The 26,017-nt window shown below is 73.5% G+C and carries 23 protein-coding genes; 19 read left to right on the forward strand and 4 right to left on the reverse strand.

What is annotated here, in order from left to right; translation table 11 throughout:
- Window positions 1–25: 25 nt before the first annotated feature.
- Complete coding sequence (locus BRM1_RS01610; protein ID WP_268527522.1) at window positions 26–769, reverse strand: vitamin K epoxide reductase family protein; 744 nt, start codon at window positions 767–769, stop codon at window positions 26–28.
- Window positions 770–1,215: 446 nt separating this feature from the next.
- Between BRM1_RS01610 and BRM1_RS01615 the strand changes: the two genes are divergently transcribed.
- The 13 genes from BRM1_RS01615 (at window position 1,216) to BRM1_RS01675 (ending at window position 16,239) form a co-directional block, all read left to right on the forward strand.
- Window positions 1,216–4,698, forward strand: a complete 3,483-nt coding sequence (locus tag BRM1_RS01615) for an Rne/Rng family ribonuclease (RefSeq protein WP_268527525.1) — start codon at window positions 1,216–1,218, stop codon at window positions 4,696–4,698.
- A gap of 122 nt (window positions 4,699–4,820) precedes the next feature.
- A complete protein-coding gene (gene malQ, locus BRM1_RS01620) occupies window positions 4,821–7,307 on the forward strand; it encodes a 4-alpha-glucanotransferase (protein ID WP_268527527.1) in 2,487 nt (828 codons plus the stop codon).
- A 42-nt stretch (window positions 7,308–7,349) separates the two neighbouring features.
- The gene (locus tag BRM1_RS01625; protein ID WP_268527530.1) at window positions 7,350–7,658 is read left to right on the forward strand and encodes a chorismate mutase; all 309 of its coding nucleotides are present in this window, start codon (window positions 7,350–7,352) and stop codon (window positions 7,656–7,658) included.
- A gap of 207 nt (window positions 7,659–7,865) precedes the next feature.
- Window positions 7,866–8,174 (forward strand): 50S ribosomal protein L21, encoded by a 309-nt coding sequence (gene rplU, locus BRM1_RS01630; protein WP_268527533.1) that lies wholly within the window; start codon window positions 7,866–7,868, stop codon window positions 8,172–8,174.
- A 21-nt stretch (window positions 8,175–8,195) separates the two neighbouring features.
- On the forward strand, window positions 8,196–8,447 hold the full coding sequence (rpmA, locus tag BRM1_RS01635; protein ID WP_160954250.1) for a 50S ribosomal protein L27: 252 nt from the start codon (window positions 8,196–8,198) through the stop codon (window positions 8,445–8,447).
- 121 nt (window positions 8,448–8,568) lie between these two features.
- On the forward strand, window positions 8,569–10,098 hold the full coding sequence (gene obgE, locus BRM1_RS01640; RefSeq protein WP_268527537.1) for a GTPase ObgE: 1,530 nt from the start codon (window positions 8,569–8,571) through the stop codon (window positions 10,096–10,098).
- A complete protein-coding gene (gene proB, locus BRM1_RS01645; protein ID WP_268527540.1) occupies window positions 10,095–11,252 on the forward strand; it encodes a glutamate 5-kinase in 1,158 nt (385 codons plus the stop codon). Before obgE ends, proB begins: the two co-directional genes overlap by 4 nt.
- Before the next feature lie 13 nt (window positions 11,253–11,265).
- On the forward strand, window positions 11,266–12,561 hold the full coding sequence (locus BRM1_RS01650; RefSeq protein WP_268527543.1) for a glutamate-5-semialdehyde dehydrogenase: 1,296 nt from the start codon (window positions 11,266–11,268) through the stop codon (window positions 12,559–12,561).
- A gap of 141 nt (window positions 12,562–12,702) precedes the next feature.
- A complete protein-coding gene (locus BRM1_RS01655; protein ID WP_202411108.1) occupies window positions 12,703–12,858 on the forward strand; it encodes a hypothetical protein in 156 nt (51 codons plus the stop codon).
- Window position 12,859: 1 nt separating this feature from the next.
- A complete protein-coding gene (nadD, locus tag BRM1_RS01660; RefSeq protein ID WP_160954247.1) occupies window positions 12,860–13,465 on the forward strand; it encodes a nicotinate-nucleotide adenylyltransferase in 606 nt (201 codons plus the stop codon).
- On the forward strand, window positions 13,458–15,119 hold the full coding sequence (locus BRM1_RS01665; protein WP_268527547.1) for a hypothetical protein: 1,662 nt from the start codon (window positions 13,458–13,460) through the stop codon (window positions 15,117–15,119). The genes nadD and BRM1_RS01665 overlap by 8 nt, the downstream gene beginning before the upstream one ends.
- A 77-nt stretch (window positions 15,120–15,196) precedes the next feature.
- Complete coding sequence (gene rsfS / locus BRM1_RS01670; RefSeq protein WP_268527550.1) at window positions 15,197–15,622, forward strand: ribosome silencing factor; 426 nt, start codon at window positions 15,197–15,199, stop codon at window positions 15,620–15,622.
- Window positions 15,619–16,239 (forward strand): histidine phosphatase family protein, encoded by a 621-nt coding sequence (locus tag BRM1_RS01675; RefSeq protein WP_160952578.1) that lies wholly within the window; start codon window positions 15,619–15,621, stop codon window positions 16,237–16,239. The genes rsfS and BRM1_RS01675 overlap by 4 nt, the downstream gene beginning before the upstream one ends.
- 191 nt (window positions 16,240–16,430) lie before the next feature.
- Here the strand turns inward: BRM1_RS01675 and BRM1_RS01680 are convergent, their stop codons facing one another.
- Window positions 16,431–17,531: a glycosyltransferase family 4 protein gene (locus BRM1_RS01680; RefSeq protein WP_160952577.1), complete on the reverse strand. Its 1,101-nt coding sequence runs from the start codon at window positions 17,529–17,531 to the stop codon at window positions 16,431–16,433.
- Between the two features lie 232 nt (window positions 17,532–17,763).
- Here BRM1_RS01680 and BRM1_RS01685 point away from each other — a divergent pair, with 232 nt between their 5' ends.
- The 6 genes from BRM1_RS01685 to BRM1_RS01710 are packed head-to-tail and all read left to right on the forward strand — an operon-like array spanning window position 17,764 to window position 24,250.
- Complete coding sequence (locus BRM1_RS01685) at window positions 17,764–20,886, forward strand: DUF4040 family protein (protein WP_268527559.1); 3,123 nt, start codon at window positions 17,764–17,766, stop codon at window positions 20,884–20,886.
- Window positions 20,883–21,215, forward strand: a complete 333-nt coding sequence (locus tag BRM1_RS01690) for a sodium:proton antiporter (RefSeq protein ID WP_268527561.1) — start codon at window positions 20,883–20,885, stop codon at window positions 21,213–21,215. Before BRM1_RS01685 ends, BRM1_RS01690 begins: the two co-directional genes overlap by 4 nt.
- Window positions 21,212–22,738, forward strand: coding sequence for a monovalent cation/H+ antiporter subunit D family protein (locus BRM1_RS01695; protein ID WP_268527563.1), 1,527 nt, complete (start codon window positions 21,212–21,214; stop codon window positions 22,736–22,738). The genes BRM1_RS01690 and BRM1_RS01695 overlap by 4 nt, the downstream gene beginning before the upstream one ends.
- Window positions 22,735–23,271 (forward strand): Na+/H+ antiporter subunit E, encoded by a 537-nt coding sequence (locus BRM1_RS01700; RefSeq protein WP_268527566.1) that lies wholly within the window; start codon window positions 22,735–22,737, stop codon window positions 23,269–23,271. Before BRM1_RS01695 ends, BRM1_RS01700 begins: the two co-directional genes overlap by 4 nt.
- A complete protein-coding gene (locus BRM1_RS01705; protein WP_268527568.1) occupies window positions 23,268–23,528 on the forward strand; it encodes a monovalent cation/H+ antiporter complex subunit F in 261 nt (86 codons plus the stop codon). The genes BRM1_RS01700 and BRM1_RS01705 overlap by 4 nt, the downstream gene beginning before the upstream one ends.
- The gene (locus BRM1_RS01710) at window positions 23,528–24,250 is read left to right on the forward strand and encodes a cation:proton antiporter (RefSeq protein WP_268527570.1); all 723 of its coding nucleotides are present in this window, start codon (window positions 23,528–23,530) and stop codon (window positions 24,248–24,250) included. Before BRM1_RS01705 ends, BRM1_RS01710 begins: the two co-directional genes overlap by 1 nt.
- 143 nt (window positions 24,251–24,393) lie before the next feature.
- Here the strand turns inward: BRM1_RS01710 and BRM1_RS01715 are convergent, their stop codons facing one another.
- Window positions 24,394–24,816: a hypothetical protein gene (locus BRM1_RS01715; protein ID WP_268527572.1), complete on the reverse strand. Its 423-nt coding sequence runs from the start codon at window positions 24,814–24,816 to the stop codon at window positions 24,394–24,396.
- A gap of 124 nt (window positions 24,817–24,940) precedes the next feature.
- On the reverse strand, window positions 24,941–25,867 hold the full coding sequence (locus tag BRM1_RS01720) for a nitrilase-related carbon-nitrogen hydrolase (protein ID WP_160952571.1): 927 nt from the start codon (window positions 25,865–25,867) through the stop codon (window positions 24,941–24,943).
- Between the last annotated feature and the right edge of the window lie 150 nt (window positions 25,868–26,017).

Raw genomic sequence — 26,017 nt, forward strand, 5'->3', positions numbered from 1 at the left:
GGTGAGGGAGGTGTCGGCGGCCGGATCAGCCGATGAGCGAGGAGAAGTAGGGCCAGAAGTGCAGGACGATGCAGCCGTAGATGACGAGCATCCAGGCGACCGCCGCGAACACCGCATTGGACGCGAGCGCGTAGGTCCCCGTGCTGTCCGCGATCCCCGCCCCGAACGCGCCCGTGAGCGCGTTGCGGGCCGTGACGATGCAGAACATCGGGATCGTCACCGACCACACGACGATGCACCAGGGGCAGCCGATCCCGATGACGTAGATCGACGTGATGAACAGGAACATGACGAATACCGTCCCCAGCGCCAGGCCCACGTTGAGCCCGATCATGACCCAGCGCGGGATCGGCGTGCGCGAGACGAGGAGGATGCCCAGCAGCAGCGGCACGACGAAGGCCATGATCCCCAGGAACTGATTGGGGAAGCCGAAGAGCTGGGACTGCGGGAAGCGCATGACGGAGCCGCAGGAGAAGAACGGGTTGAAGTCGCAGGAGAGCACGCGGTCCGGCTGCTCGAGCTTCTTGACCTTGTCCACCGAGAGGTCGAACGAGGCGATGAAGCCGATCGCCGAGGCGATGATGAGGAAGATGCCCAGCGGCCGGTCGCGGGTGAACCACGGTCCGCGTCCCGCGCCCGAGGCGGGGGTCGGGCCATCGTCCGCCGCACGGTCATCATCGGGTGCCAGAGCCTCGTTTGCGGTCCAGCCGGGCTCGGCGTCGGCGGCGGCCAGCGGGTCCGCGGTGCGGGGGTTCTTCGAAGCGCTCACGGGGCAAGCTTGCCCGGATTCGCAGGCCGCGTCCACACGGTCCGCCCCCGGGGCGCCGCCCGCCCGACATGCGGACCGGTCCCGGAACGGACCCTTACCCGCACCGGCAGGGGTGTGCCTGCAGTGCGCACCGGGCCCGCCGCAGCGGCGCCGGCGCGCCGACCGCCTCGTCGGCCCGGCGGCGCCTGACCGGGTGTGAGGGGGCCCTGTGCCATACTGGTCCAGACGCAATCGCCCGACACACCCGGCGATCTGCCCGCCTCCACCCATCGGGTGCACACCCGGATGAGGTCGAAGACGAGGCGGCGGCCACGACGCCACCGCGCACGACTGACTGCGCGAGCCGACGGCCGCACACGGATTTTTCCGTCCGCACCGCGGACGATGCCAGCAACCGACGCGGGCGCAAGGGTGTGGCGCCCGAGTCGGCACAGGAGCCGATACACATGAACAACGACAATTCGCAGGACCGCACCACGGATCCCACGGCCGGCATCCTCGCCGACCTGGAGAGCCTGCGGGCCTCCCACCAGGACGCCGACGCCCAGCCGCGCGGCGGAGCCGATTCCGAGTCCGTCCTCGACTCGATCGCCGATGCCGCAGCGCACCTGCGCGCGGAGCCCGCGGACAGCGGGGAGGCCCCCGCGCAGAAGGCAGCCAAGGGCGGCCAGCGCTCGGCGCGCTCGGCGCACTCGAACCGCGGCCGCGCGTTCGAGGACGCGATCTTCTCCGACAGCGCCGACGATGCGGCGGAGCCGGCGGACGCCGGTGCGCCCGCCCAGGAGCCGGAGGCGCCGGCCGCCTCGGCGCCGTTCAGCTCCGGCCGGATGTTCTCCGCCCAGGATGAGCCGGTGCCCTATGCGCCCGTGGGCGCCCCCGCCGGCGGGGGACTGCTCTTCCAGGCGCCTCAGGCCGAGCTCGGCCAGCAGGTCGACCCCGACTGGAGCGACGAGCACGACGACGACGACGAAGAGGGCCAAGACGATGCCGGCCGCGGCGCCGGCGATGACGATGACGACGAGCCCGCCGGGCGCCGCAGGCGCGGCCGCCGAGGCGCGCGACGCGAGGCCGATGCCCGCGGGGCGGACGACGACGCGGATGACCGTGGAGCGGCAGCCGAGCGCACGGCGGGCGATGGCGAGCGCGCAGTCGCGGACGACGATGACTCTGATGACGAGGGCGAGGGCGAGGGCCGCAGGCGCCGCCGCGGCGGGCGCGGACGCCGCTCAAAGAAGGACGAGCCGTCCGAGCGCGGCAGCGGCGACGACGAGGCGGACTCCGGCGACGCCGCGGCGGCCGACGACTCCTCCGGCGGGCGCTCGAAGCGCGGTGGGAAGTCCAAGAAGGACAGGGCCAAGGACGCAGGCGCCGGCGAGGCCCCCAAGGCCGAGGGCGAGCACGCCTCCGACGACGACGGCGAGGACGACTCCGAGGGCGGTTCGCGCCGCCGTCGGCGCCGCGCGCGCAGCGGCCGGGGCTCGAACGGCTCGAACGACTCCGGTGGTTCGAACGGCTCGGGCTCGGCGAACTCCTCGACCGGCGAGGACGCCGTCCAGGGCATCAAGGGCTCAACGCGCATGGAGGCCAAGCGCCAGCGCCGCCGCGAGGGCCGCGAGGCCGGGCGGCGCCGGCCCGTCATCTCCGAGGCCGAGTTCCTGGCCCGGCGCGAATCCGTCGAGCGCTCGATGCTCGTGCGCGAGCAGGACGGACGGACCCAGCTCGTCGTCCTCGAGGACGGGATCGCAGTCGAGCACTACCTCTCGGAGCGCCGCGCGCAGGCCTCGCTCATCGGCAACGTCTACCTGGGCAAGGTCCAGAACGTGCTGCCGAGCATGGAGGCCGCCTTCATCGACATCGGCAAGGGCCGCAACGCGGTCCTCTACGCCGGCGAGGTCAACTGGGACGCCCTGGGCATGAACGGCAAGCCGCGCCGGATCGAGGTCGCGCTCAAGTCCGGCGACTCGGTGCTCGTCCAGGTGACGAAGGACCCGATCGGCCACAAGGGCGCCCGACTGACGAGCCAGATCTCCCTGCCGGGGCGCTTCCTCGTCTACGTGCCCGGCAACACGATGACGGGCATCTCGCGCAAGCTGCCCGATGTCGAGCGCCAGCGGCTGAAGAAGCTGCTCAAGGAGATCGTCCCCGCCTCGGCCGGCGTCATCGTGCGCACGGCCGCCGAGGGCGCCTCGGAGGAGGAGATCGGCCGCGACGTCGAGCGCCTCACGAAGCGGTGGGACACGATCGAGAAGAAGTCGACCTCGACGAAGGTCCTCGCCCCCCAGCTGCTCTACAGCGAGCCGGACATGATCGTGCGGATCGTCCGCGACGTCTTCAACGAGGACTTCGGCGCGCTCGTCGTCGACGGCGCCGAGGTGTGGGAGACGATCAGCGAGTACGTCGAGTCCGTCGCCCCCGACCTGCGCGAGCGGGTGAGCCGCTACGACGGCGAGGACGACATCTTCGACCACTACCGCGTGAGCGAGCAGATCGACAAGGCGCTCACGCGCAAGGTCAACCTGCCCTCCGGCGGTTCGCTCGTCATCGACCGCACCGAGGCGATGACGGTCATCGACGTCAACACCGGCAAGTTCACCGGCTCCGGGGGCAACCTCGAGGAGACGGTGACGAAGAACAACCTCGAGGCGGCCGAGGAGGTCATCCGCCAGCTGCGGCTGCGCGACATCGGCGGCATCATCGTCGTCGACTTCATCGACATGGTCCTCGAGTCCAATCGCGACCTCGTGGTCCGCCGGCTCGTGGAGTGCCTGGGCCGCGATCGCACGAAGCACCAGGTCGCCGAGGTGACCTCGCTGGGCCTCGTGCAGATGACCCGCAAGCGCATCGGCACGGGGCTCGCCGAGTCCTTCGCCGCGGCGGGCGAGGACATGAACGGCCTGGGCCTCATGCTCCCGGAGAGCGAGCCCGAGCCGCAGCCCAAGCGCGGGCGCGGCAAGCGCCGGGGCTCCGACGATGCGGGGCGCGACTCCGGGCGCGGTGAGCGCGCGGACAAGGGGCGCGAGCAGCCGGAGTCCGCGGAGGACGAGGAGAAGCAGACCGCCACGCGCTCAGCCATGGCCGCGGTCGCGAAGGCGACGCTGAGCAAGGACGAGGCCGCCGAGCAGGCCCGCGCCGAGGCCGGGGTCGAGGGCGCCCCAGCCTCTGAGGCCGGGCAGGACGCCGCGGGCGGCGGCGAAGCCGACGGCGGCAGCGGGCAGAAGCGCTCCGGGCGCGGACGCCGCTCCCGTGGGCGCAGGGCCGAGGGCCAGGACCAGACCGCCTCCGAGGCGGCCGACCAGGGCGCGGCTGCCGGTGAGGCACAGTCCGAGGGCTTCCAGTCCGAGGACGCTGAGTCCGCGCAGGGGCAGGGCGACGGCGCGCGCAGCGACGGTGCGCCGGCCGCTGACGAGCCCACCGCGGGTGCCGAGCAGGCGGACGAGGGCCGCGGGGCGCGCCGCGGCCGGCGCACGCGCAAGCGCGACGTCGAGGCCGAGCAGCGCCCGGACGCGGAGGCCGGCCCGGCCGTGAAGCGCGCGCGCCGGTCGAGCCGAAGCGCCGCCAGCGCACAGCCGGAGGCCGCTGACGCCGCAGCCGACGCTGCGCAGTCGACAAACGCTGCCCCTTCGGCCGACGCTGGGCAGTCCGGGGCGGACGCGCAGTCCGCCGCGGCGGAGCAGCCGGCCGCGAAGCCCGCCCGCGCGCGCCGCAAGCCGGCCGCGAAGCCGAGTGGGCCCGCCCCGCTCATGATCGGCGGCGACGCGCAGACGCGCGTGCAGGCAGCGGCCCCGGCCCGCCCGGCGACGTCCGGCACGTCCGGCGCGGACGCTCCGGCAGCCGATGCCGCGCCCGCGGCCAAGCGCCCGGCGGCACAGAGCGCGGCCCCCGCCTCGGCGCCGGCCGCCCCGCCGATCCTCATCATCGGCCAGGACTGAGGCCCCGGCCGCCGGGCAGCCGGCGGTGCGGGCAGGCCGGCCCGGCCGGCCGCCGCTGCGGCGAGGGGGCGCACACCCGCGGGTGTGCGCCCCCTCGCCGTCGCCGCGGTTAGGCTTGGCCCATGCCCGCCTCATCGCCGCGCCCGGCGCGCCCCGCCATCATCTCCGAGACGACCAGCGCGCTGCGCGATCTGGCCGATGCCGCCGGGGTGCTCTGGGAGTACGAGGACTCGCAGTCCCAGCGGGCGCTCGTCGCCGACGAGGTGCTGGCCGATGTGCTCGCCGCCCGCGGGTATCCGGCCCGCACCGCCGAGGAGATCGCCGAATCCCTCCGCCGCCTCGAGGCCGCGCGCTGGGAGCGCGCGCTGCCCCCGTTCGTCGGCGCCTTCATCGGCGAGCCCGCACCGGAGATCCCCGTCGTCGTCGACGACCGGGGAACGGCCACCCTCGAGCTCGTGCCGGAGGACGGGGGCGCGCCCATCGAGCTGGCGGCCGGTCCCGCCGGCCCCGCGCACACCGTCATGCGCGATGGCCGGGCCGTCCTGCGCCGCGAGCACCGCGCCCGGCTCCCGCGCGAGCTGGCGGTGGGCTACCACACGCTGCGCCTGCGCTCGCGCACCGGCGACGGCGCCCCGGAGGTCATTGCGGAGTCGACCCTGGCCGTCGCGCCGCAGCGCCTGCCGATCCCGCCCGGCCGGCAGTGGGGCCTGACGATCCAGCTGTACTCCGTGCGCTCGCGCGCCTCGTGGGGGATCGGCGACTTCGGCGACCTGGGTGACATCGTCGCGGCCGCCGCCCAGGCCGGCGCCGACTTCGTCCTCATCAACCCGATCCACGCCGGGGCGCCCGAGGCGCCGGTCGAGAACTCGCCCTACCTGCCCTCCTCCCGGCAGGCGATCGACCCCATCTACCTGCGCATCGAGGCGATCCCCGAGTTCGCCTCGGCCGGGGAGCCGGTCGTCTCCGCGGTCGTGAGCCTGGGCCGGCGCTGGATGTCCGCCGACATCGACAACCAGCCGATCGAGCGCGGCGGGATCCTCGACGACAAGATCCTCGCCCTCGAGACCCTCTACGACGTGCCGTTCACCGCCGCGCGGCGCTCCCGCTTCGCCCGCTTCAGCGAGGAAGCGCCTGCCGGCATGCGCGCGTGGGCGGTGTACAACGCGATCATCCGCAGCACGGAGGACGGCCGGATCCCCGCCAAGCTGCGCGACCCGGACTCCGAGGCGGTCGCCGAGTTCGCCCGCACGCACGAGCGGGAGGTCGGCTTCTGGCTCTGGACGCAGTTCCTCGCCGCCGAGCAGCTGGCCGATGCCGCGCGCGCCGCGGAGGTGCTGGGCATGCGCACCGGCATCGTCACCGACCTCGCGGTGGGCGTGTCCCACAGCGGCGCCGATGCCTGGGCACTCGAGCCCTACCTCGCCGCCGATGCGACGGTGGGGGCGCCGGCGGACTACTACAACCAGCAGGGCCAGGACTGGTCCCAGCCGCCGTGGGACCCCGACGCCCTGGCCGCGGCCGGCTACGTGCCGCTGCGCGACCTGTTCCGCACGGCCTTCACCGGCGCCGGCGGCATCCGCATCGACCACGTCATGGGCCTCTTCCGGCTCTGGTGGGTGCCGGCCGGCCGCGTCCCCGCCGAGGGCGCCTACGTCCGCTACGACGACCGCGCCATCCTCGCCGTCCTCCTCATCGAGGCCCAGCGGGCCGGGGTCACCGTGGTGGGCGAGGACCTGGGGACCGTCGAGCCGCGCGTGCGCGAGCGCCTCGCGCAGCTGGGCATCATGGGCACCTCGGTCATGTGGTTCGAACGCGACGGCGATGCACTCGCCGATCCCGCGGGCTACCGCCGCGGCAGCCTCGCCACCCTCAACACGCACGACATGACGCCCATCTCCGGCTACCTCAACCTCGAGGACATCGACCTGTCCGAGCGCCTGGGCGTCCTCGTCGACGACCCGCAGGCCATCCGGCGCGCCGAGGCGGAGGACCGCACCGCCGCCCTGCGCGCGCTCGCGGCGCAGGACCCGGACGGTGAGCTGGCCCACGATATCGAGGCCGGCCGGATCGACGAGGCCTGGCCCGTCATGCGCGCGCTCGTCAAGCGCCTGGCGCGCACGGATGCCGCGCTCACGGGCGTCGCACTGGCCGACATCGTGGGCGAGCGGCGGGCGCAGAACAAGCCGGGCACCAGCACCGAGTACCCGAACTGGACCCTGCCGTTGGCCGATGACGCGGGCCGCCCGGTGCTCGTCGACGACCTCGTCGCGCACCGGGGGCTGCGCGAGATCGGCCAGCTGCTGGCCGCCGGCCTCCACGAGCGCGGCGAACGGGCGGCGGACCGCGCTCGGCGGCCCGGGGACGCGGCGGCGGGCGGCGGCCGCGCCTCGGCCGGTGCGTCGGAACAGGCCGAGTCGGGACAGGCGAATGCGTCGGGACAGGCCGAGTCGAGCCGTGCCGAGGCCGGGCGGGCCGAGTCCGGCGGGACCGAATCCGCGGCCGCGGCCGCGGCCGCGGCGTCCGGCGCGGGCGGCCAGTCGGCGGGCAGCCACGCCGCCCCCGGCTCCGCGGCCGTGCGCGACCAGGCCGGCGCGCACAAGGAGCACTGAGACGCCCCGCCCGCGGGCGGGCGGCGCGGTTAGGATGCGGGCATGAGCGAGGACACCCAGGCCATTGCCGAACTGCACCGGCTGCGCGATTCGATCGACAACGTCGATGCGGCGCTCGTGCACATCCTCGCCGAGCGGTTCAAGCTCACGGAGCGCGTCGGCGAGCTCAAGGCCGCCCACGCGCTGCCGGCCGCGGACCCGCAGCGCGAGGCCGAGCAGGTCGAGCGGCTGCGCGCGCTGGCCCTCGAGAGCCACCTGGACCCCGAGTTCGCCTCGAAGTTCCTCGCCTTCATCGTCGACGAGGTCATCCGGCGCCACGAGCGGATCGCCGAGGAGCGCCGCGGCGCCTGAGCGGCCCGCCCGCCGCTTTGACCGGGGGCGCTGCGCCCGGCTATGATGGTGTGTCGGTGCATCTGCACCACGGTTGATTCTGCCTCACAATGGGCGGCATCCGCGCGCCTCCGCCTCAGCGGCGGCGCGCGCGTGCGAACCAAGGAAGAGTCGCCGTAGACGAAGCCGCAGCATAGGGCTGCGCCCATCGATCAGGAGAGGTTCGAGATGGTCTACGCCATTGTCCGCGCCGGCGGCCACCAGGAGAAGGTCAGCGTCGGCGACATCATCACCGTCAACCGCATGAAGGGCGAAGCGGGGGACTCGGTCGACCTCGACCTCGTCCTGCACGTCGATGGGGACACCGTCACCCACGATGCCAAGGCGCTCGCCGATATGACCGTGACCGCGGAGATCGTCAGCGAGCTGCGCGGCCCCAAGATCGTCATCCAGAAGTACAAGAACAAGACGGGCTACAAGAAGCGCCAGGGCCACCGCCAGGACCTCACCCGCCTCAAGATCACCGGCATCAAGTAAGACTGTTTCAGGAGACGAACAATGGCACACAAAAAGGGAGCGAGCTCGACTCGCAACGGTCGTGACTCCAACGCCCAGCGCCTGGGCGTCAAGCGCTTTGGCGGGCAGGTCGTCAACGCGGGCGAGATCCTCGTCCGCCAGCGCGGCACCCACTTCCACCCCGGCGACAACGTGGGCCGCGGCGGCGACGACACGCTCTTCGCCCTCTCCGCGGGCTCCGTGGAGTTCGGCCGCAAGGGCGGTCGCAAGGTCGTCAGCATCGTCGCAGGCTGATACGGCCCGCAGGCCGCGGCCTGCAGCGCGCAATGGGGTGAGTCCGTATCGGACTCGCCCCATTCGCGCATTCCCGGGCCCCACCGGCCGTTCGCACCCACCACCAGCACAGGAGAGCACAATGGCCACGGAGTTCGTCGATCGGGTCACCCTGCACGTGAGCGCGGGCGACGGCGGCAACGGCTGCACATCCGTGCGCCGCGAGAAATTCAAGCCGCTCGGCGGGCCGGACGGGGCCAACGGCGGCACCGGCGGGGACGTCGTGCTCGCCGTCGACGAGCAGACCACCACGCTGCTGCCCTACCACCGCGGCCCCCACCGCGCAGCCCCCAACGGCGGCATCGGCAAGGGCGACCTGCGCCACGGCCAGGACGGCGAGGACCTCGTGCTCCCGGTGCCGGTGGGCACGGTGGTGAAGTCCCCCGACGGCGAGGTGCTCGCGGACCTCGTCGAGCCCGGCACCCGCTTCATCGCCGCCCAGGGCGGCCGCGGCGGCCTGGGCAATGCGGCCCTGGCCTCGCCCAAGCGCAAGGCACCGGGCTTCGCGCTGCTCGGCGAGCCGGGGGAGTCGCGCGACCTCGTGCTCGAGGTCAAGACGGTGGCCGATGTGGCACTCGTCGGCTTCCCCTCGGCGGGCAAGTCGAGCCTCATCGCGGCGCTGTCGGCCGCGCGGCCCAAGATCGCCGACTACCCCTTCACCACCCTCGTGCCCAACCTGGGCGTCGTGCAGGCCGGCGATGTGCGCTACACCGTCGCCGACGTGCCCGGCCTCATCCCCGGCGCCTCCGAGGGCAAGGGGCTCGGGCTCGAGTTCCTGCGCCACGTGGAGCGCTGCGCGGCGCTCGTCCACGTCATCGACATGGCCACGTGGGACCCGGGCCGCGACCCCGTGGGCGACCTGCGCACCATCGAAGAGGAGCTCGCCGCCTACGCCGTGGACATCGGCCCCGGCAGCGGGGACCTGCTGCCCCTGAGCGAGCGCCCGGCGCTCGTGGCCCTCAACAAGGTCGACGTGCCCGACGGCCACGAGCTGGCGGACATGGTCCGCGGCGACCTCGAGGCCGCGGGCTACCGGGTCTTCGAGGTCTCGGCCGTCTCCCACACGGGCCTGCGCGAGCTGTCGTTCGCGATGGCGGGCCTCGTCGCCGCCGAGCGCGAGCGCCGCGAATCGCTCGAGGCCGAGCCCGTGCACACCGTCATCCGCCCGCTGGCCGTCGACGACTCCGGCTTCACCGTGCGCGCCGAGGACGGCCCGGACGGCAGGCTGTTCCGGGTGCTCGGCGAGAAGCCGCGCCGCTGGGTGCTCCAGACGGACTTCTCCAACGACGAGGCCGTGGGCTACCTCTCCGACCGGCTGGAGAAGCTGGGCGTGGAGGAGGAGCTCTTCCGGGTGGGCGCCGTGCCCGGCGACACGATCGTCATCGGCACCGACGACGCTGTCGTCTTCGACTGGGACCCCACGATGGTCGGCGGCGCCGAGCTGCTGGGCTCGCGCGGGACGGACCTGCGCCTCGAGGACGAGCGCCGCCCCTCGCGCAAGGAGCGCAAGGCGGCCTTCCACGACCGGATGGACGCGAAGGCCGAGGCCCGCGCGGAGATGGAGGCCGAGCGCGTCGCGGAGAAGGCCGCCTCCCGGGACGAGGGCCGGTGAGCCCCGCCGCCGCGATCGGCGCGGACTTCGACACGACGCGGGCCTTCATCCGCGATGCCGGCCGGGTGGTCGTCAAGATCGGCTCCTCCTCGCTCACCGCCCCGGGGGGCCTGAACTTCGAGCACCTCAACGCGCTGGCCATCGAGCTGGCGGGCCAGCGCGCCGCCGGGCGCGAGGTCATCCTCGTGTCCTCCGGTGCGATCGCCGCGGGCATGGGGCCCATGGGCCTGCGCGTGCGGCCCAAGGACCTCGCCACCCAGCAGGCCGCCGCGGGGGTGGGCCAGGGCATCCTCATGTCCGCCTACTCCCTGGCGCTCTCGGACTTCCAGATCGTGCCCGCCCAGGTGCTGCTGGCCCCGGACGAGCTCATCCGCCGCACCCAGTACCGCAACGCCCAGCGGGCCATCGACCGGATGCTGACGCTGGGCTTCCTGCCCATCGTCAACGAGAACGACGCCGTCGCGACGCACGAGATCAGGATCGGCGACAACGACCGGCTGGCCGCGCTCGTCGCTCAGCTCACCCACGCCGATGCCCTCGTCCTGCTCTCCGACGTCGACGCGCTCTACACGGCCCCGCCCTCGGATCCGGGTTCCGAGCGGGTCGCGTTCGTCCCCGGCGCCGAGGCGCTCGCGCGGCTGACGATCGGCGGCACCGGCGCCGCCGGGGTCGGCACGGGCGGCATGACGACGAAGGTGCAGGCGGCCACGATGGTCGCCGACTCCGGCATCCCCACCGTGCTCACCGCCGCCGCGAACGCCCCCGCGGCGCTGGCCGGTGAGGACGTCGGGACGTACTTCGGCGTCACGCACCGCCGCCGCCAGACCCGGCTGCTGTGGCTGGCCCACCTGGCGCGCACCCAGGGCAGCGTGCGGGTCGACGCGGGTGCCCAGAAGGCCCTGCTGGGACGGGGCACCTCCCTGCTCGCGGCGGGCGTCACGGACGTGACCGGAGACTTCGAGGCGGGTGATCCGATCGACATCCTGGGCCCGCGCGGGGACCTCATCGCCCGGGGTATGGTGAACTTCGCAGCCTCGGAGCTGCCGCACATGTTCGGACTGTCGATCGAAGAGCTCGGCCATCGCTACGGCAGCGACTACCGCAAGGAAGTCGTCCATCGCAACGACCTGGTGCTCACCGACGCAGTCTTCTGAGGGGAGTCCGCCCATGCCCGATCGCACGATCGCCGATGTCCGCCCCAAGACGGTCCGCGCGGTGACGAAGATCGTCGCGGCCTCCAAGGAGGCGTCGACGGCGATGGGCATGGCGACGACGGCGCAGAAGAACGCCGCGCTCGAGGCGATCGCCGCCGCGCTCGAGGGCAACACCGACACGATCATCGCCGCGAACGCGGAGGACATCGAGACCGCCCGCAAGCGGGGCCTCGACGCGAACCTCATCGACCGCCTCACCCTCGACGAGGCGCGCGTGGCCGGCATCGCCGGCGCCGTGCGCGAGGTGGCCGCCCTGGCCGATCCCGTGGGCGACGTGGTGCTCGGCCGGGTGCTGCCCAACGGCATCCAGCTGACCGAGCAGCGCGTTCCCATGGGCGTCATCGGCGCGATCTACGAGGCCCGGCCCAATGTCACGGTCGACATCGCGGCCCTCGCCCTCAAGAGCGGCAACGCCGTGGTGCTGCGCGGCGGATCGGCGGCCAAGTCGTCGAACACGCTGCTCATCGAGCTGCTGCAGAACGCCATCGAGACGGCCGGGCTGCCGCGCGCGGCGGTCGCCGGCATCGACGAGCACGGCCGCGATGGGGCCAAGGTGCTCATGCACTCCCGCGACTACGTGGACCTCCTCATCCCGCGCGGGGGAGCGGAGCTCATCTCCACGGTCGTCCACGAGTCGATCGTGCCCGTCATCGAGACGGGCGTGGGAAATGTGCACATGTTCGTCGACGCCTCCGCGGGCGTGCGGATGGCCACGGACCTCGTCGTCAACTCCAAGACCCACCGGCCCAGCGTGTGCAACTCGCTCGAGACCCTCCTCGTCCACGAGAAGGCGGCCAAGCGCGTGCTGCCCAAGATCCTCGCCCGGCTGGGCGAGCTGGGCGTCACGGTGCACGCGGACGCCGACGTCTCCCAGTACGCCCCGGAGGGCATGAGGGTCCGCAAGGTCACCCGCCGGGACTGGGCGAAGGAGTACCTGGGCATGGAGATCGCCATCAAGGCGGTGCGCGACGTCGACGAGGCCATCGAGCACATCCGCGCCTACTCCTCGGGCCACACCGAGGTGATCGTGACGAACGAGCTCGACCACGCGGAGACGTTCGTCGCGGCGATCGACGCGGCCGCCGTGGGCGTCAACGTCTCCACCCGCTTCACCGACGGCGGGGAGTTCGGGCTGGGCGCCGAGGTGGGGATCTCCACGCAGAAGCTCCACGCCCGCGGTCCCATGGGGCTCGAGCAGCTGACGACGACGAAGTGGATCATGCGCGGCAGCGGACAGGTGCGCGCCTGAGCCGGCGCCGGCAGGCCCGCGGCCGAGCGCCCGGACGCGCCGCCGATCGGCATGACGCGGGTGCGCGGCGTGGCGTACGGTACGTGAGAGACTGATAGGCGAACGCGGCCCGCCCGGGTCCGCGCACTGCGAGGAGTAGAAGTGAAGTCAGCGATTCTGGTCATGGCGGCCGAGGAACACGAGCACGTCATCCACCTGCCGATGCCCGCCATCATGTTCCCGATCATCGCGCTGACGGTGTTCGCCCTGCTCTTCATCGTGACGCTGTCCTGGAAGGGCATCTCCTACCGCCACTGATATGCCAGTCGTCTCCCGCCGGGTCGGCATCATGGGCGGCACCTTCGACCCGATCCACAACGGCCACCTCGTGGCCGCCAGCGAAGTCGCCGCGCGCTTCGGGCTGGACGAGGTCGTCTTCGTGCCCACCGGCCGCCCGTGGCAGAAGGCCGAGCGGCAGGTCACGGCGGCGGAGCACCGCTACCTCATGACCGTCGTCGCAACCGCCTCGAACCCGCGGTTCACGGTCTCGCGCGTCGACGTCGACCGGCCCAAGCAGACGTACACCGTGGACACGCTGCGCGATCTCAGCCGCGTCTACGGCGAGGCCACGGAGCTGTTCTTCATCACGGGCGCCGATGCGCTGGCGCAGATCCTCACGTGGAAGAGCGCGGACGAGCTGTTCGCACTCGCGCACTTCGTGGGCGTCAGCCGCCCCGGCCACGCGCTGAGCGCGGAGGGCCTGCCCACGGACGGGGTGAGCCTGCTGGAGATCCCAGCGCTGTCGATCTCGTCGACGGACTGCCGCGAGCGCGTGGGCGAGGGCCTGCCGGTCTGGTACCTCGTGCCGGACGGCGTGGTGCAGTACATCGCAAAATACGACCTCTACAGGAGTGCAAATGGCTGAGCAGTTCATGACTCGCAAGGAGCGTCGCGAGGCTGAACGGCGCGCCGCCGAGGCCGCCTACGAGGCCGCACACGCCCAGGGCCCGGGGCAGGATTCCGCCGGGCCGTCCACGGGCGTGCCGTTCGCCGCCGCCGAGGTGCCGGCCCGCCCGGCCGTGCCCCCGCAGGCGCCCGCCGCCCGGCCCGACTCGAGTGCCGCAGGCGCGGGCAGCGCGCCCGCGCGCCCCGGCACGGCCCCCACTCCGCCCGCCGCACCCCCCATGCCCCCGCGCCTGGCCGCGGCGCCGCTCGGCTCCGGCCCGGCCGCCGCCCCCGCCCCGGTCGTGCAGCCGCAGCGCCCGGACACCCCGCCGGCCAGCGCACCCCGGGGCTCGCAGCCGCAGGGCACCACGCCCCGGTCCGCGGCCGCCGGCGGCGATGCGCCGCACTTCGAATCGCGGGCCGAGCGGCGCCGTTACCTGAGCGCCCACCCCGGTGACTCTGCCGCCGCCCCGCAGGGTACCGGTTTGCACGGCGCCGGTCCGCAGGGCGCCGCCGCCTCCGGTGGCCCCGCCGGCTCGCAGGAGCCCGCGGCTGTGCGGCAGGGGAGTGACGGCCTCGGCAGCGGGGGCTTCGACAGCAGGGGACTCGGCGGCGATGCCCCATTCGGCGCCGGGCTCGACGAGTCGGCCGCCCGCGACGATGCGCCCCCGCGCCACGCCGCGGGGACCCCCGGGCACCGCCAGCGCGAGGAGCCCATAGCCCCTGGCGCCGCGCCGAGCTCGCAGCGCGACGCCGCCGTTGCGGCGAACACCAGCACCCGGCCCAACACCACTGCCGCGCCGAACACCACTGCCGCGCCGAACACCAGCTCATCGCAACCCGCCGGCTCCGCGCCGCGCGCCGGCGCCTCCGAGCCGGGGGAGTCGACCGCCGGCGGACCGGCCGACGACAGCGTCTCCGGCCGCGAGGCTCGCGGTGGCATGCCCGACATGACCGCCCGCCGGCAGGCGGCCGGGCGCGCCGCGCGCGCGGGAGCCGCTTCGGACGTATCCCGGGGCGCCGATGCGCACCCCGTGCCGGGCACGGAAGGCAGCGATGCCGCCGCGCCGGGTGCCGAGAGCGCCGCCTCGGACGGGAACCTGAGCGCTCGGGTTCGGCAGGGGGCCGCTGCCGGGGCCGTCGCCGACGACAGCGCAGCCGCCGAAGGCAGCGCAGCCGCCGAAAGCAGCGCCGCCGCTGAAGACGGCGCCGAGCCGCGGCGCCCCCGCAAGGCGCCGCTCGTGCGCCCCCCGCACACGGAGGGGATCCGCGTCGTCACCGGGTCCCTGCCGCTGAGCCGGACCCGTGACGCACAGCCCGCGGGCGCCGACAGCGCCGCGACGGTGGACGGGGCGGGCCTCGACCCCCGCGAATACGCAGCCGGACCCGCCACGCGGCCCATCGCCTCGGTGGACCCCGCGCTGCTCGCCGACGCCGACGAGCTGCCCGACGATCGCCCCGGCGAGGAGGTCGAGCAGCCGCCCGTACCGCCCATGAGCGCCCGCAACATCACCCAGGAGGACGGTGAGATCCTCGTGGGCGACCGTCCCTCGCCCGTGCCCTACATCGTCCTGGGCGTCGCGGGCCTGCTCGCCATCATCCTCATCGTCCTGGCGCTCGTCCTGCTCTTCTGAGCGCCCAGGGCGCGGCCCGGGCACCCGCGCGTCTCCGCGCGGCCGCCCAGCGCCCCCATCCAACCGAAAGGACATCCGTGCCGGCAACCGACACCGCCATCGCCCAGGCCCGCACTGCGGCCAGGGCGGCCTCCGACAGGCTCGGCTACGACATCGTCGCGCTCGACGTCAGCGGTCAGCTCGTCATCACCGACGCGTTCGTCATCGTCTCCGCGAACAACGAGCGCCAGGTGGGCGCGATCGTCGACGCCGTGGAAGAAGCGCTGCACCGCGAGCACGGGGCCAAGGTCATCCGCCGCGAGGGCAAGGGCGAGGGGCACTGGGTGCTCCTCGACTTCGGCGACATCATCGTCCACGTCTTCGACGTCGAGGACCGCCAGTTCTACGCGCTGGAGAAGCTCTGGCAGGACTGCCCGGCCATCGGCGTCGACGACGTGGTGGGCCCGCCGGCGGAGGCATCGGCAGAGGCACCGGAGCGCGGCGCGAGCGGCGCCGCGCGGTGAAGCGCCTCTTCCTGGTCCGCCACGGCCAGACCGCCTACAACGCCCAGCGCCGCTTCCAGGGCCAGATCGACGTGGCGCTCAACGAGCGCGGCGAGGCCCAGGCGCAGGCGATCGCCGCCCACCTCGCGGCCACCGAGTCGATCGACCGGATCGTCGCCTCGGACCTCACGCGCGCCCGCCAGACCGCCCAGGCCATCGGCCGCGCCGCCGGCGTCGACGTCGAGTTCGACCCCGGGCTGCGCGAGATCACGGTGGGCGAGTGGGAGGGCCTCGACCGCGACGAGATCCACGCCCAGTGGCCGGACCTGCTCGCGGAATGGAACGCCGGGGCCGACATGCGCCCGCCGGGCGGCGAGAGCCGCAACGAGGCCGGCCGCCGGGTCGCGGACGCCGTCGAGCGCCTCGTCGACCAGGCAGGCGAGGACGAGGTCCTCGTCATCGTGGCCCACGGGGCCGTGATCCGCGGGACCGCGGAGATCTTCCTGGGCCTCGTGGACTCCCCGCGGGCCACGCTGGGCGTGCTCGACAACTGCGACTACGCCGAGTTCGCCCGCCGCGGTTCGCTCTGGGTGCTGCGCCGCTGGGGCGGCAGTGCGCCGGCGGGCGCCTCCTCCTAGGCTCAGCGCACGAGCCTCAGCGCGCGCCCGGCCGGCGGCAGGACCGGCGCCCACCGGGCTGCAGGGCCGGGGCTCGGTGAGGCCCGGCAGCTCGACCGGGCACCGGCACAGCCGGCGCGCCCGTCCTCGGCGACTCCGGCCCTCCGCCCGGGCGGGCCCACGATGACCCGACCCGCGCCTCGGGTGCGGACTCAGCTTCGGACGGGGCCCTGGGCCGCGAGTTCGCCGGCCAGCTCGAGGAGCCCGCGGGCGGATGACTCCCACGAGAACGTGCGCGCCTGGTCGGGGCCCGCGGCGCTGCGGGCGGCCCACACCTCCGGATCCTCGAGGCGGCGCACGGCTGCCGCGATGGCGGCGGGGGATTCGGGGTCGAAGTACTCGGCGGCCGTGTCTGCGATCTCGTGGAAGATCGGCAGGTCGCTGATCGCCACGGGCGCGGCGCGCATCATCGCCTCGATGACGGGCAGCCCGAAGCCCTCCGCCCGGGAGGCCGTCACCAGTGCCGTCGCGGAGTCGAGCAGCGCGTGGTACTCGTCATCGGTGACCCCGCGGTGGAAGGCCACCCGGGCGCGGTCCGGGACGAGTGCCCGCAGCGCCCGCTCGCGCTCCGGGGCGATCTTCGAGGCGAGGTGGAGCGTGTAGCCGGGCAGGTGATCGAGCGCGCGGATGAGCGCCTCGACATTCTTGTACGGCAGGAACGCGCCCATGTAGACGAGGCTGCGCGCCGCGTGGCCGGGCGCGCGGCGCGGGGGCTGCGCCAGCGGCTGGGCCGCGTTCGCCACGACCCGCACGGGGCGCTTCGTCAGCCGGTGGGCGGCGATGAGGCCCGCCGTCGTCGCGCTGACCGCCGCCACCGCGTCCGCCCGGTCGAGCATGAGGCGCTGGGGCCAGTAGGCCCGGTGGTAGAGCCGCCAGGCCCCGCGCACCGGGGCGGGCAGATCGTGCGGAGGCTCCGGGTGGTCGTAGTAGATGAGGTCGTGGAGCGTGAGGATGAGCCGGTAGCGGCGCCCCCACGAGCCCATCGTCTGCATCGTGGAGAACACGACGTCGGCGCCCAGCCGGTTGAGGTCGCGGGCGATGAACGGCTCGCGGGGGGACATGGGCCCGCTCAGCACGACGTGCTCGCAGGGCGGCAGCAGGCTCAGCTGGCGGGGATCGCAGACGATCGCGGTGACGCTGACGTCCGTGCCGCGCGCCTGTTCGATGACGGCCGCGAGGAGGCAGGAGCCGTAGCGCGAAATCCCGTCGTGGCGGTCGGTGCGGGTGAAGCGGGCGTCGAAGAAGAGCCTCATGGGCGACCACTCTAGCCGCGCCGGGCACAGCGGCCGGCCCGTGCTCCGGTTGGCCGGTGCTCCGGTTGGCCCGCGTTCTTCGCGTTCGCTAGGATCGAGTACCGCACGTTCCGGCCGGCGCGCCGCTCGGCGACCGCACCGCGGCCCGCCCGGCGACGGGCCCGCACCGCGAGTCGGCGTGCAGCCGCAAACGATGCCGGACCGCTGACGCACCGCCGAGGGGGAGTGACCGTTGCCCGCCTCCCTCGACCTCGCAGCCCTCCCGCTCACGCTCATCCTCCTGGCCATCCTCATCCCCGTCGCGGCGCTCTTAGCCCGGCTGCTGGGCAGGAACGCCGGCTGGGCGCTGGGGATCGGCTACCTCGTGGCCGGCGCGCTGCTGCTGCCGGCCGCGCGCACCGTGGTGACAGGCTCCGGCGACCCCGCGGCGACGCGCTGGTCCGTGCCGTGGGTGCCGGGCTACGACATCGGCCTGGCGTTCCGCCTGGACGGGCTGGGCGTGGTCTTCGCCTACATCGCGCTGCTCATCGGCGCCGCCGTGCTCTTCTACTCGACGCGCTACTTCGAGCGCCGGGAGACGAGCTTCGAGGTCCTCATGGCCGTCTTCACCTTCGCGATGGTGGGCCTGGTGCTGGCCGATGACATCTTCGTGCTCTTCATCTGCTGGGAGCTCACGTCGCTCGCGTCGTTCTTCCTCATCGCCCGCTCCGGGCCCACGGCGCGCGCGCCCTCGCTGCGCACCCTGTTCCTCACGTTCATCGGCGGCCTGGCGCTGCTCGTGGCCGTCTGCCTCATCGCCGCGCTGACGGGCACCACCAGCGTCGCCGAGGTGCTCGCCAGCCCGGCGTGGGCGCAGCACCCGGGGCTCGCCTCGGGAGCGGCGGCGCTCGTGGCGGTCGCGGCGCTGACGAAGTCCGCGCAGTTCCCCTTCCACTCGTGGCTGCCCGATGCCATGGCAGCCTCCACCCCGGTCAGCGCCTACCTGCACGCCGCGGCCGTCGTCAAGGCCGGCATCTTCCTGCTGCTGCGCTTCAGCCCGGCCTTCGCCGGGCTGCCCGTGTGGAGCGCGCTGCTCCTGAGCGCCGGGCTGGTCACCGCGTTCGTGGGCGGCTGGGGCGCACTCACGCAGTCCGACCTCAAGAAGCTCATGGCGTACTCGACCGTCAGCCAGCTGGGCCTCATCGTCGCGGCCATCGGCACGGGCACGGAGCTGGGGCTCATCGCCGCGATCGTTCACGTCGTCGCGCACGCCCTGTTCAAGTCCGGCCTGTTCATGATGGTGGGCGTCGTCGACCACCTGGGCCACACCCGCGAGTTCGGCTCGATTCCCCGGCTCATCCGCGCAGCCCCGGCCTCGTTCGCGATCACCGCGCTGGGCGCGGCCTCGATGGCCGGCGTGCCCCCGCTGCTCGGCTTCGCCTCGAAGGAGATGATCTTCACCGGGCTGCTGGAAGCCGGTGCGGGCGACGCGGCGGCGACGGCCGGCGGCTGGCTGCTCATGCTCGCCGCGGCCGGGGCCTCCGTGCTCACGGTGGTCTACTGCGTGCGCATCGTCTTCGGCGCGTTCATCGACGGCCCTGTGCCGGGGGACCAGGCGCAGCTGCCGCCGGCCGATCGGCTGGGCCACGAGGATCCCATCATGGTCGTCTGCGCCGCGGCGCCCATCGTCGCCTCCGTGCCGCTCGCGTTCCTGCTCGACCCGTTCGCGGCGATCGCGGACCCGGCGCTCGCAGCCGTCATGGGCGAGCCCGAGGCGCACGCCCATCTGGCGCTCTTCCACGGGCTCAACGCGGAGCTCGCCGCATCCGCCGTCCTCCTGGCCGTTGGGGCGGTCCTGTGCGCCTCGCGGCGGCTGCGCACCGCGGTGTTCGCGTTCTTCGCGCGCGCGCAGTTCCCGGTCTCCGGCGCGCAGGTGCTGGGCGGCGAGGCGAAGGGCCTCGCCGTGGCCGGCCGGGCCATGGACCGCGCGCTGGGCACGGAGCGCTCCGCCCCGCACGTGGCGGCGAACCTCTCGCTGCTCACGGCGGTCATGGGCGGGGGGATCCTCGCGATCCTCGCCGGCCCCGGCCTGCCGCCGGCGGTGCAGGGGCTCAGCCGCCCGATCGACGGGGTGCTGCTGGCCCTCATCGCGTTCGCGGTCCTCGCGGTGTGCCTCTCGCGCTCGCGCCTGACCGCTGTCGTCGCGCTCTCGGCCGTGGGCATCCTCGCGACGGTCCAGATCATGGCGCTCGGAGCCCCCGACGTCACGCTCACCCAGCTGCTCGTCGAGGCGATGACGATCATCGTCTTCATGCTCGTGCTCCAGAAGCTGCCCCGCACGTTCTGGCGCTACCCGAAGGCCGGCCAGGTCCGCCGCGCCGTGTTCGCCCTGGCCGTGGGCGCGGCGATGGGCGGGACCGTGTGGGCCGTGTCCGGCCGGCGCGGGCGCTCGGACCTTGCGATGTACTACCTCGACCACGCCCCGCAGATCAGCGGCGGGAAGAACATCGTCAACACGATCCTCGTGGAGTTCCGCGCGCTCGACACCCTGGGCGAGCTCTCCGTGCTCGGCATGGCCGGCATCGCGATCGTCGCCGTGATGTCCTCGGTGCGCGACCGCTACATCGATCCGCCGGCCTCGCAGGTGCGCGAGGTGCCGCACCGTCCCTGGCTGGGGCTGCGCCCGCCCGGCACCTCGGCCTACCGGGCCGTCACGCAGTCCTGGCCCAACGTCGTCGCCCTCCAGCTCATGGTGCGCGTCGTGGGACCGCTGCTGGCGATCGTCTCCGCCGTCGTGTTCTGGCGCGGGCACAATGAGCCTGGCGGCGGGTTCATCGCCGCGCTCATCGGCTCCGCGATCGTGGGCCTGCTCTACATGTCCACGTCGAAGGACCGGCCCATCGGGCCGCCGCGGGCGCCCCTCTACCTCATCGGCGGCGGGATCGGCCTCGCGGTCCTCACCGGCCTGCTGGGGCTCGTGCTCACCGGCTCGTTCCTGGGGCCCAAGCACGCGGAGTTCCTCCACCAGCACTGGACGACGTCCATGATCTTCGACGCGGGCGTCTACATGGCCGTGCTCGGCCTCATCCTCGTGTCGTTCAACCTGCTGGGCACCTCCGACTCCGCGTTCACGCCCGCCGGTGACGACGTGCTCCAGGACGGCCGCATGCAGCGCGATGTGCCGAGCATTCCCCGCACTCGCGAGCGCACGGACGAGATGCTCTACGGCGAGCTGCCCGGCCCTCTCGACCTCACCCGCGGCCAGCGCCCGGGCCGCGCGGGCCTGGCCGCCCGCGCCGAGCACGAGCCCACCCGCCTGAGCATGACCTCGCGGCACACCTCGCGCGGCGAGCAGCCCAAGGAGCGCGGCGAATGATCCTGGCAATCACAGTGGCCGTGCTGACCGCGGGCGGCGTCTACCTCATGCTCCAGCGGTCCATGGTCCGCACGGTCTTCGGCCTCACGCTCGTCTCGCACGCCGTGAACTTCGCGCTGCTGGCCTCCGGGGTCACGGCGTGGCGCGGTGAGCCCATCGAGGGCCGCTCGGATGCCGCATCCGCCGCGGACCCGCTGCCGCAGGCGTTCGTGCTCACCGCCATCGTCATCACGCTGGCCGTGACGATCTTCATGCTCGCGCTCGCGGTCCTGGGCCACGACGACGACCAGCAGCGCACGCCGGAGACGGGGGAGGGCCACCAGCTGTGAACCCCGCCCTGCTCCTCCTCATCATCGCCGTGCCGCTGGGCTCGGCCGCCCTGAGCGTCATGGTGCGCTCGCGCGCGCTCGATGCGGTCCTGCTGACCGCGGTGCCGACCCTCATCGGCGCGGTGGGCGTCTGGCTGCTCGTCGCGCTCTCCGACGGCGGGGTCATCGCCCACTCGGTGGGCGGGTACGTGCAGGGCCTGGCGATCCCGTTCGTCGCGGACTCCTTCACGGCCCTCATGCTCGTCATCACGGCGCTGGCGAGCCTCGTGTGCGCGATCTTCCTCATCACCACGGGCGAGGACCAGTACCGGTTCGTGCCCGCCCTCATCCTCATGATGCTCGCGGGCGTCGACGGCGCGCTGCTCACCGGCGACATGTTCAACTTCTTCGTGTTCGTCGAGGTCATGGTGCTGCCGTCCTACGCGCTCATCGCCGTGACCGGCACCTGGCGCAGGCTGGGCGTGGGCCGCACGTTCGTCATCGTCAACCTGCTGACGTCCACGCTGCTGCTCGTGGGCGTGGGCTTCGTCTACGCGGCGCTGGGCACCGTCAACGTCGGGGCGCTGGCGCGCCTGGCCGCCGAGGGGCGGGTGACGCCCGCGGGCTCCCTGGGCTTCGGCGTGGTGCTCACGGCGCTCCTCATCAAGGCCGGGGCGATGCCCGTCCACGGCTGGCTGGTGCGCACGTACCCCAACACCTCGGCGGGCATGATGGCGCTGTTCTCCGCGCTGCACACGAAGGTGGCGCTCTACGGCATCTACCGGTTCACCACCGCCCTCTACCCGGAGCGGCCGGGCTGGGACTGGGCGCTCACCGGGCTCGTCGTGCTCACCGTGGTGGGCGCCGCGATCAGCGCGTTCGGCCCGGAGCGGGTGCGCAATGTGCTGGCGTTCCAGATGACCGCGGGCGTGGGCAGCATCCTCATCGGCATCGCGGTGTACACGCAGGCCGCGCTCGCCGCCGGCATGTTCTACCTCGTCCACCACATCCTCACGATGGTGGGCCTGCTGCTCACGATCGGCGCGGTGGAGCAGACGTACGGCACCGGGGCGTTCAAGAAGCTCTCCGGGCTGGCGTCCCGGGAGAAGTGGGCGGCCGCGCTCATGGTCCTCGGCCTGTTCAGCCTCATCGGCCTGCCGCCCACGTCCGGGCTGTGGGGCAAGCTCGGGCTCGTGCGCGCCGTGGCCGCCTCCGGGCAGGGCCAGGCGGGCCTGCTCATCGCGGCCATCGTGACCGGCAGCCTCATCACGCTGCTCGTCCTCCAGCGCCTGTGGGCCAATACGTTCTGGGGTGCGCCCATGCAGACCTACCATCCCGATTCGCCGCACACGGGCCGCTCCGAGGCCACCGAGCTGCCCGACGGCGTGCGGATCCGCCCGCGCCTGCTCGTTCCCGGCACGATCATGGTCTCCCTGTCCGTGGCGCTGTTCTGCGGGGCCCAGGTGCTCGTGCCCATCACGCAGCGCGCGGCCGCGGGCCTGCTCGATCCCACCCGCTACATCCAGGCGGTGATGGGGCTGTGAAGGACGACGACGGCACGGTCCAGCGACCGCGCGACGGCGGCGGCACGGCGGGCGGTAGCACGGCGAGCGGCGGTGCGGTGGGCGGCGCCGGCGGGGCTGGTGGCGGCGCGTGCGGTGCCAGTGCGAGCGGTGCCGGTGCGAGCGGCCCCGGGCGCGGCACGCCGGCCAACCGGCTGCTGCGGCCCTTCCGGCTCGCGGCCTACGTGCTGTGGGTGGCCAAGGAGGTGCTCACGGGCACCTGGGATGTCATCTCGAACCTCTTCCGCCCGGGACCCTACGGCAAGCCCATGATCGTCGAGCTGCCGCTGCGGTGCGTGACGGACGTGGAGATCACGATGATGGCCTCGTCCATCACGATCACCCCGGGCACGCTCGTCGTGGCCACGGGCGCGGGCACGCAGGACGCGCCGGCCACGCTGTTCGTCCACGCGCAGTTCGGCGATTCGGAGGACGAGGTGCTCGACGGGCTCTACGACATGGAGGACAGGCTGCTGCGCGCTATGCGCGGCCGCGCCCCGGGAGGCAGGCCATGATCATCATCGTCTGGGTGTGCATTCTGCTGCTCGCCGCCGCGATCGTGCTCGGCATCGTCCGGGCGGTCACGGCCAAGGACTCCGGTTCCCGCGCGGTCGTGGGCGACCTCGTGTACTTCTCCGCGATCGGGATCCTCACGCTCATCGCGATGCTCGGGGGGCTGTCGATCGTGCTCGACGTCATCTTGCTGTCCTCCCTGCTGGGCATCCTGTCCACAGTGGCCCTCTCGCGCATCCTCACGAGGGGGCACCGCTGATGGGCGCCGACGTGCTGTTCACCGTCATCGTGGGCGTCTGCGGGATCACCGGCAGCCTCATCATGCTGCTGAGCGCGGTGGCCATGTTCCGCACGCACGACGCGCTGTCGCGAGTCAACGTCTTCTCGCCCGCGAGCGGGGTGGGCATGCCGCTCATCCTCGTGGCCGCCTACGCCTACACCCTGTGGCACGACGGGTTCAGCCTGAAGAAGCTCTGCATGGCGATCATCGCGTTCTTCGCCCTCATCATCGTCTCCTCCGTTGCATCCAACACGCTCTCGCGCGCCACGTTCGCCTCCGGTTCGCCCGTGTGGCGCAAGACCGAGCCCAATCGCCTGGCCCAGCCCCGCGATCCCGCGCAGGACGCCGAGGCCCTCGCCCAGGCCGAGCGGGCGGAGGCCGAGGTGCTCACGGCCGAGGAGCTGGCCGACTACGAGGACGCCCAGGCCCAGGCCGATGCGATGGACGCCGGCGACCAGACCCGCGAGCGGCTGGCCGCAGCCCGGCACCATGCCGCTGAGGTGCGGGCACGGCGCGGCTTCGGCCCGCAGTTCGGCGACGAGGCCGCCCGCTGGCGCAGCGGCCGCAGGCGCGCCCGCCAGGCCGCCGAGGCAGCGGAGGCGACGGGCGGGGCCCGCGCGGCCCACGACGACCCCGCGGGCCACTACGACGAGGACATCGACCCGAACTCCTCCGACGGCTTCGACGACGCCCGGGGCTGAGCCACCGTGGGGTGGTGCCCCGCCCGGCGCACCCATGCCACTCCCAGCGCGGCGCAGCCGCAGGGCCCGCACGAGGAGGCGATTTCCCGAGCGCGCGGCCTGTGCGGGGGTTACCGGACGCGTGGCCCTGGGGAGCGGTGCACTCACGCCGCGCGCCGTGCATCGGCGGGACTGTGGATGCGCACGGTGTCAGGATCCGCCGAGCAGAAGCCGAGCAGCCGCATGCCCTCCGCAGCGAGTTCGTCGTGTGCCGCGGTGTGCCAGCTTCGCACGAGGCCAAGCGGCAGGCGGCGAGGCGCGGAGATCGCCAGCACGGCCGACGCCGCCCCGGACTGCCCGAGCGAGCGCAGCGTCCGGTGCCGCTCCACCGCGGCGCAGCGCCAGTCCATGCCGCCGATGATGACGGGTCGGGGGTAGCCGATGCCGTCGGCACTGCAGGGCAGGAACAGCAGCGAGCTCAGTGCGCGATCGGCGCAGCTGAGCAGCAGATCGACGACGTCGGCGGCCAGCGCCGGGCTGGTCAGCGGCAGAGCGGTCCAGTTCTTCGGCAGATTCTCGAAAGTCATGCGCCCAGCCTGAGCGGTGCGTGCGATGGCCGGAAGCCGGCCGCGCAATCTGTGGACAACCGGAGCTGGCGACCCACCCGGGGGTCACAGGTGCGCGCGCCACGGGGCGGCCGGTCGCACCGCCTCAGTCGAACCGGTAGAGCTCCGGGCGGCGGTCGCGCAGCGTGTCGTTGAACGGGCCCAGTGCCTTGTCCCGTGACGCGAACAGGTCCACCTCGGCGCTCAGCTGCGCCTCCTGGCCGTAGGCGGGCTTGGTGAGGGGGTAGCCGTCCTGGCCCACGAGGATGGAACCGCCCACCCACTCGGATCCCACGTCCTCGCCCAGGCGCTCGGCACCCGTGCGGTCGCAGACGGCGATCGCCACGCGGGAGGTGCGCGCCGCGGCCTGCACGACCACCTGCTCGATTGCCCGCTCACCGGCGGGCCGCCCCTCGAGGGGCCAGTTCACGGGCGCGACGATGAGGTCGGCGCCGGCCAGCGCGGCCATGCGCGTCCACTCGGGGAACTCGAGGTCGTAGCAGACCATGAGGGCCAGCCGCCCGAATTGCGAGGCGACCATGGCCGGCGGCATGGCACCCGGAGCGAAGAACTCGGCCTCGCGGGCCCACAGGTGGGCCTTGGGGTAGGCGCCCACGACGCCACCGGCCTCCACCACGACGCCCACATTCACGATGCACCCGGCCGCGTCGCGCGGTTCGGCACCGGGTGCCTCGTGCCCGGGCTCCTCGGAGCCCGCGAGCGCGTGAGCCGGGTGGCCGGCGAAGGCGAGCCCCGCCTCGGCGGCGGAGGCTGCGGTGATCGCCAGAGAGCAGACGAGCGTCGAACCGGTCTGAGCGGCCAACTGCGCGAGCAGCGCGACGGTGGGTCCGTCGAGGTCCTCGGCCAGCCCGCGCGCCTCGGCCGGGCTGCGGAAGCAGTACCCGGAATTGGCGAGCTCGGGCAGGACGACGATGCCGGGCGGGGCGGAACGCACGGCGGCGGCGATGAGCGACCGGTTGTGCTCGGGCTCGCCGATGCGGATGGGCAGCTGGGCGACGGTGACTGCGGTCATTGCCCCAGCCTGGCACAGCGGCCAGGCGTGCGGAGCGCACATGCCACAGCGCCTGGCACACTCACCAGGGCGACCGGTGGCCCGGGGCCTCACGGGCCCGCTCGGCCTGCGCCGCGGCGGGTCCGCCATCCGGTCCGCGGGCCGACAACG

Source organism: Brevibacterium sp. BRM-1, assembly GCF_026802075.1.
GTDB lineage: Bacteria > Actinomycetota > Actinomycetes > Actinomycetales > Brevibacteriaceae > Brevibacterium > Brevibacterium rongguiense.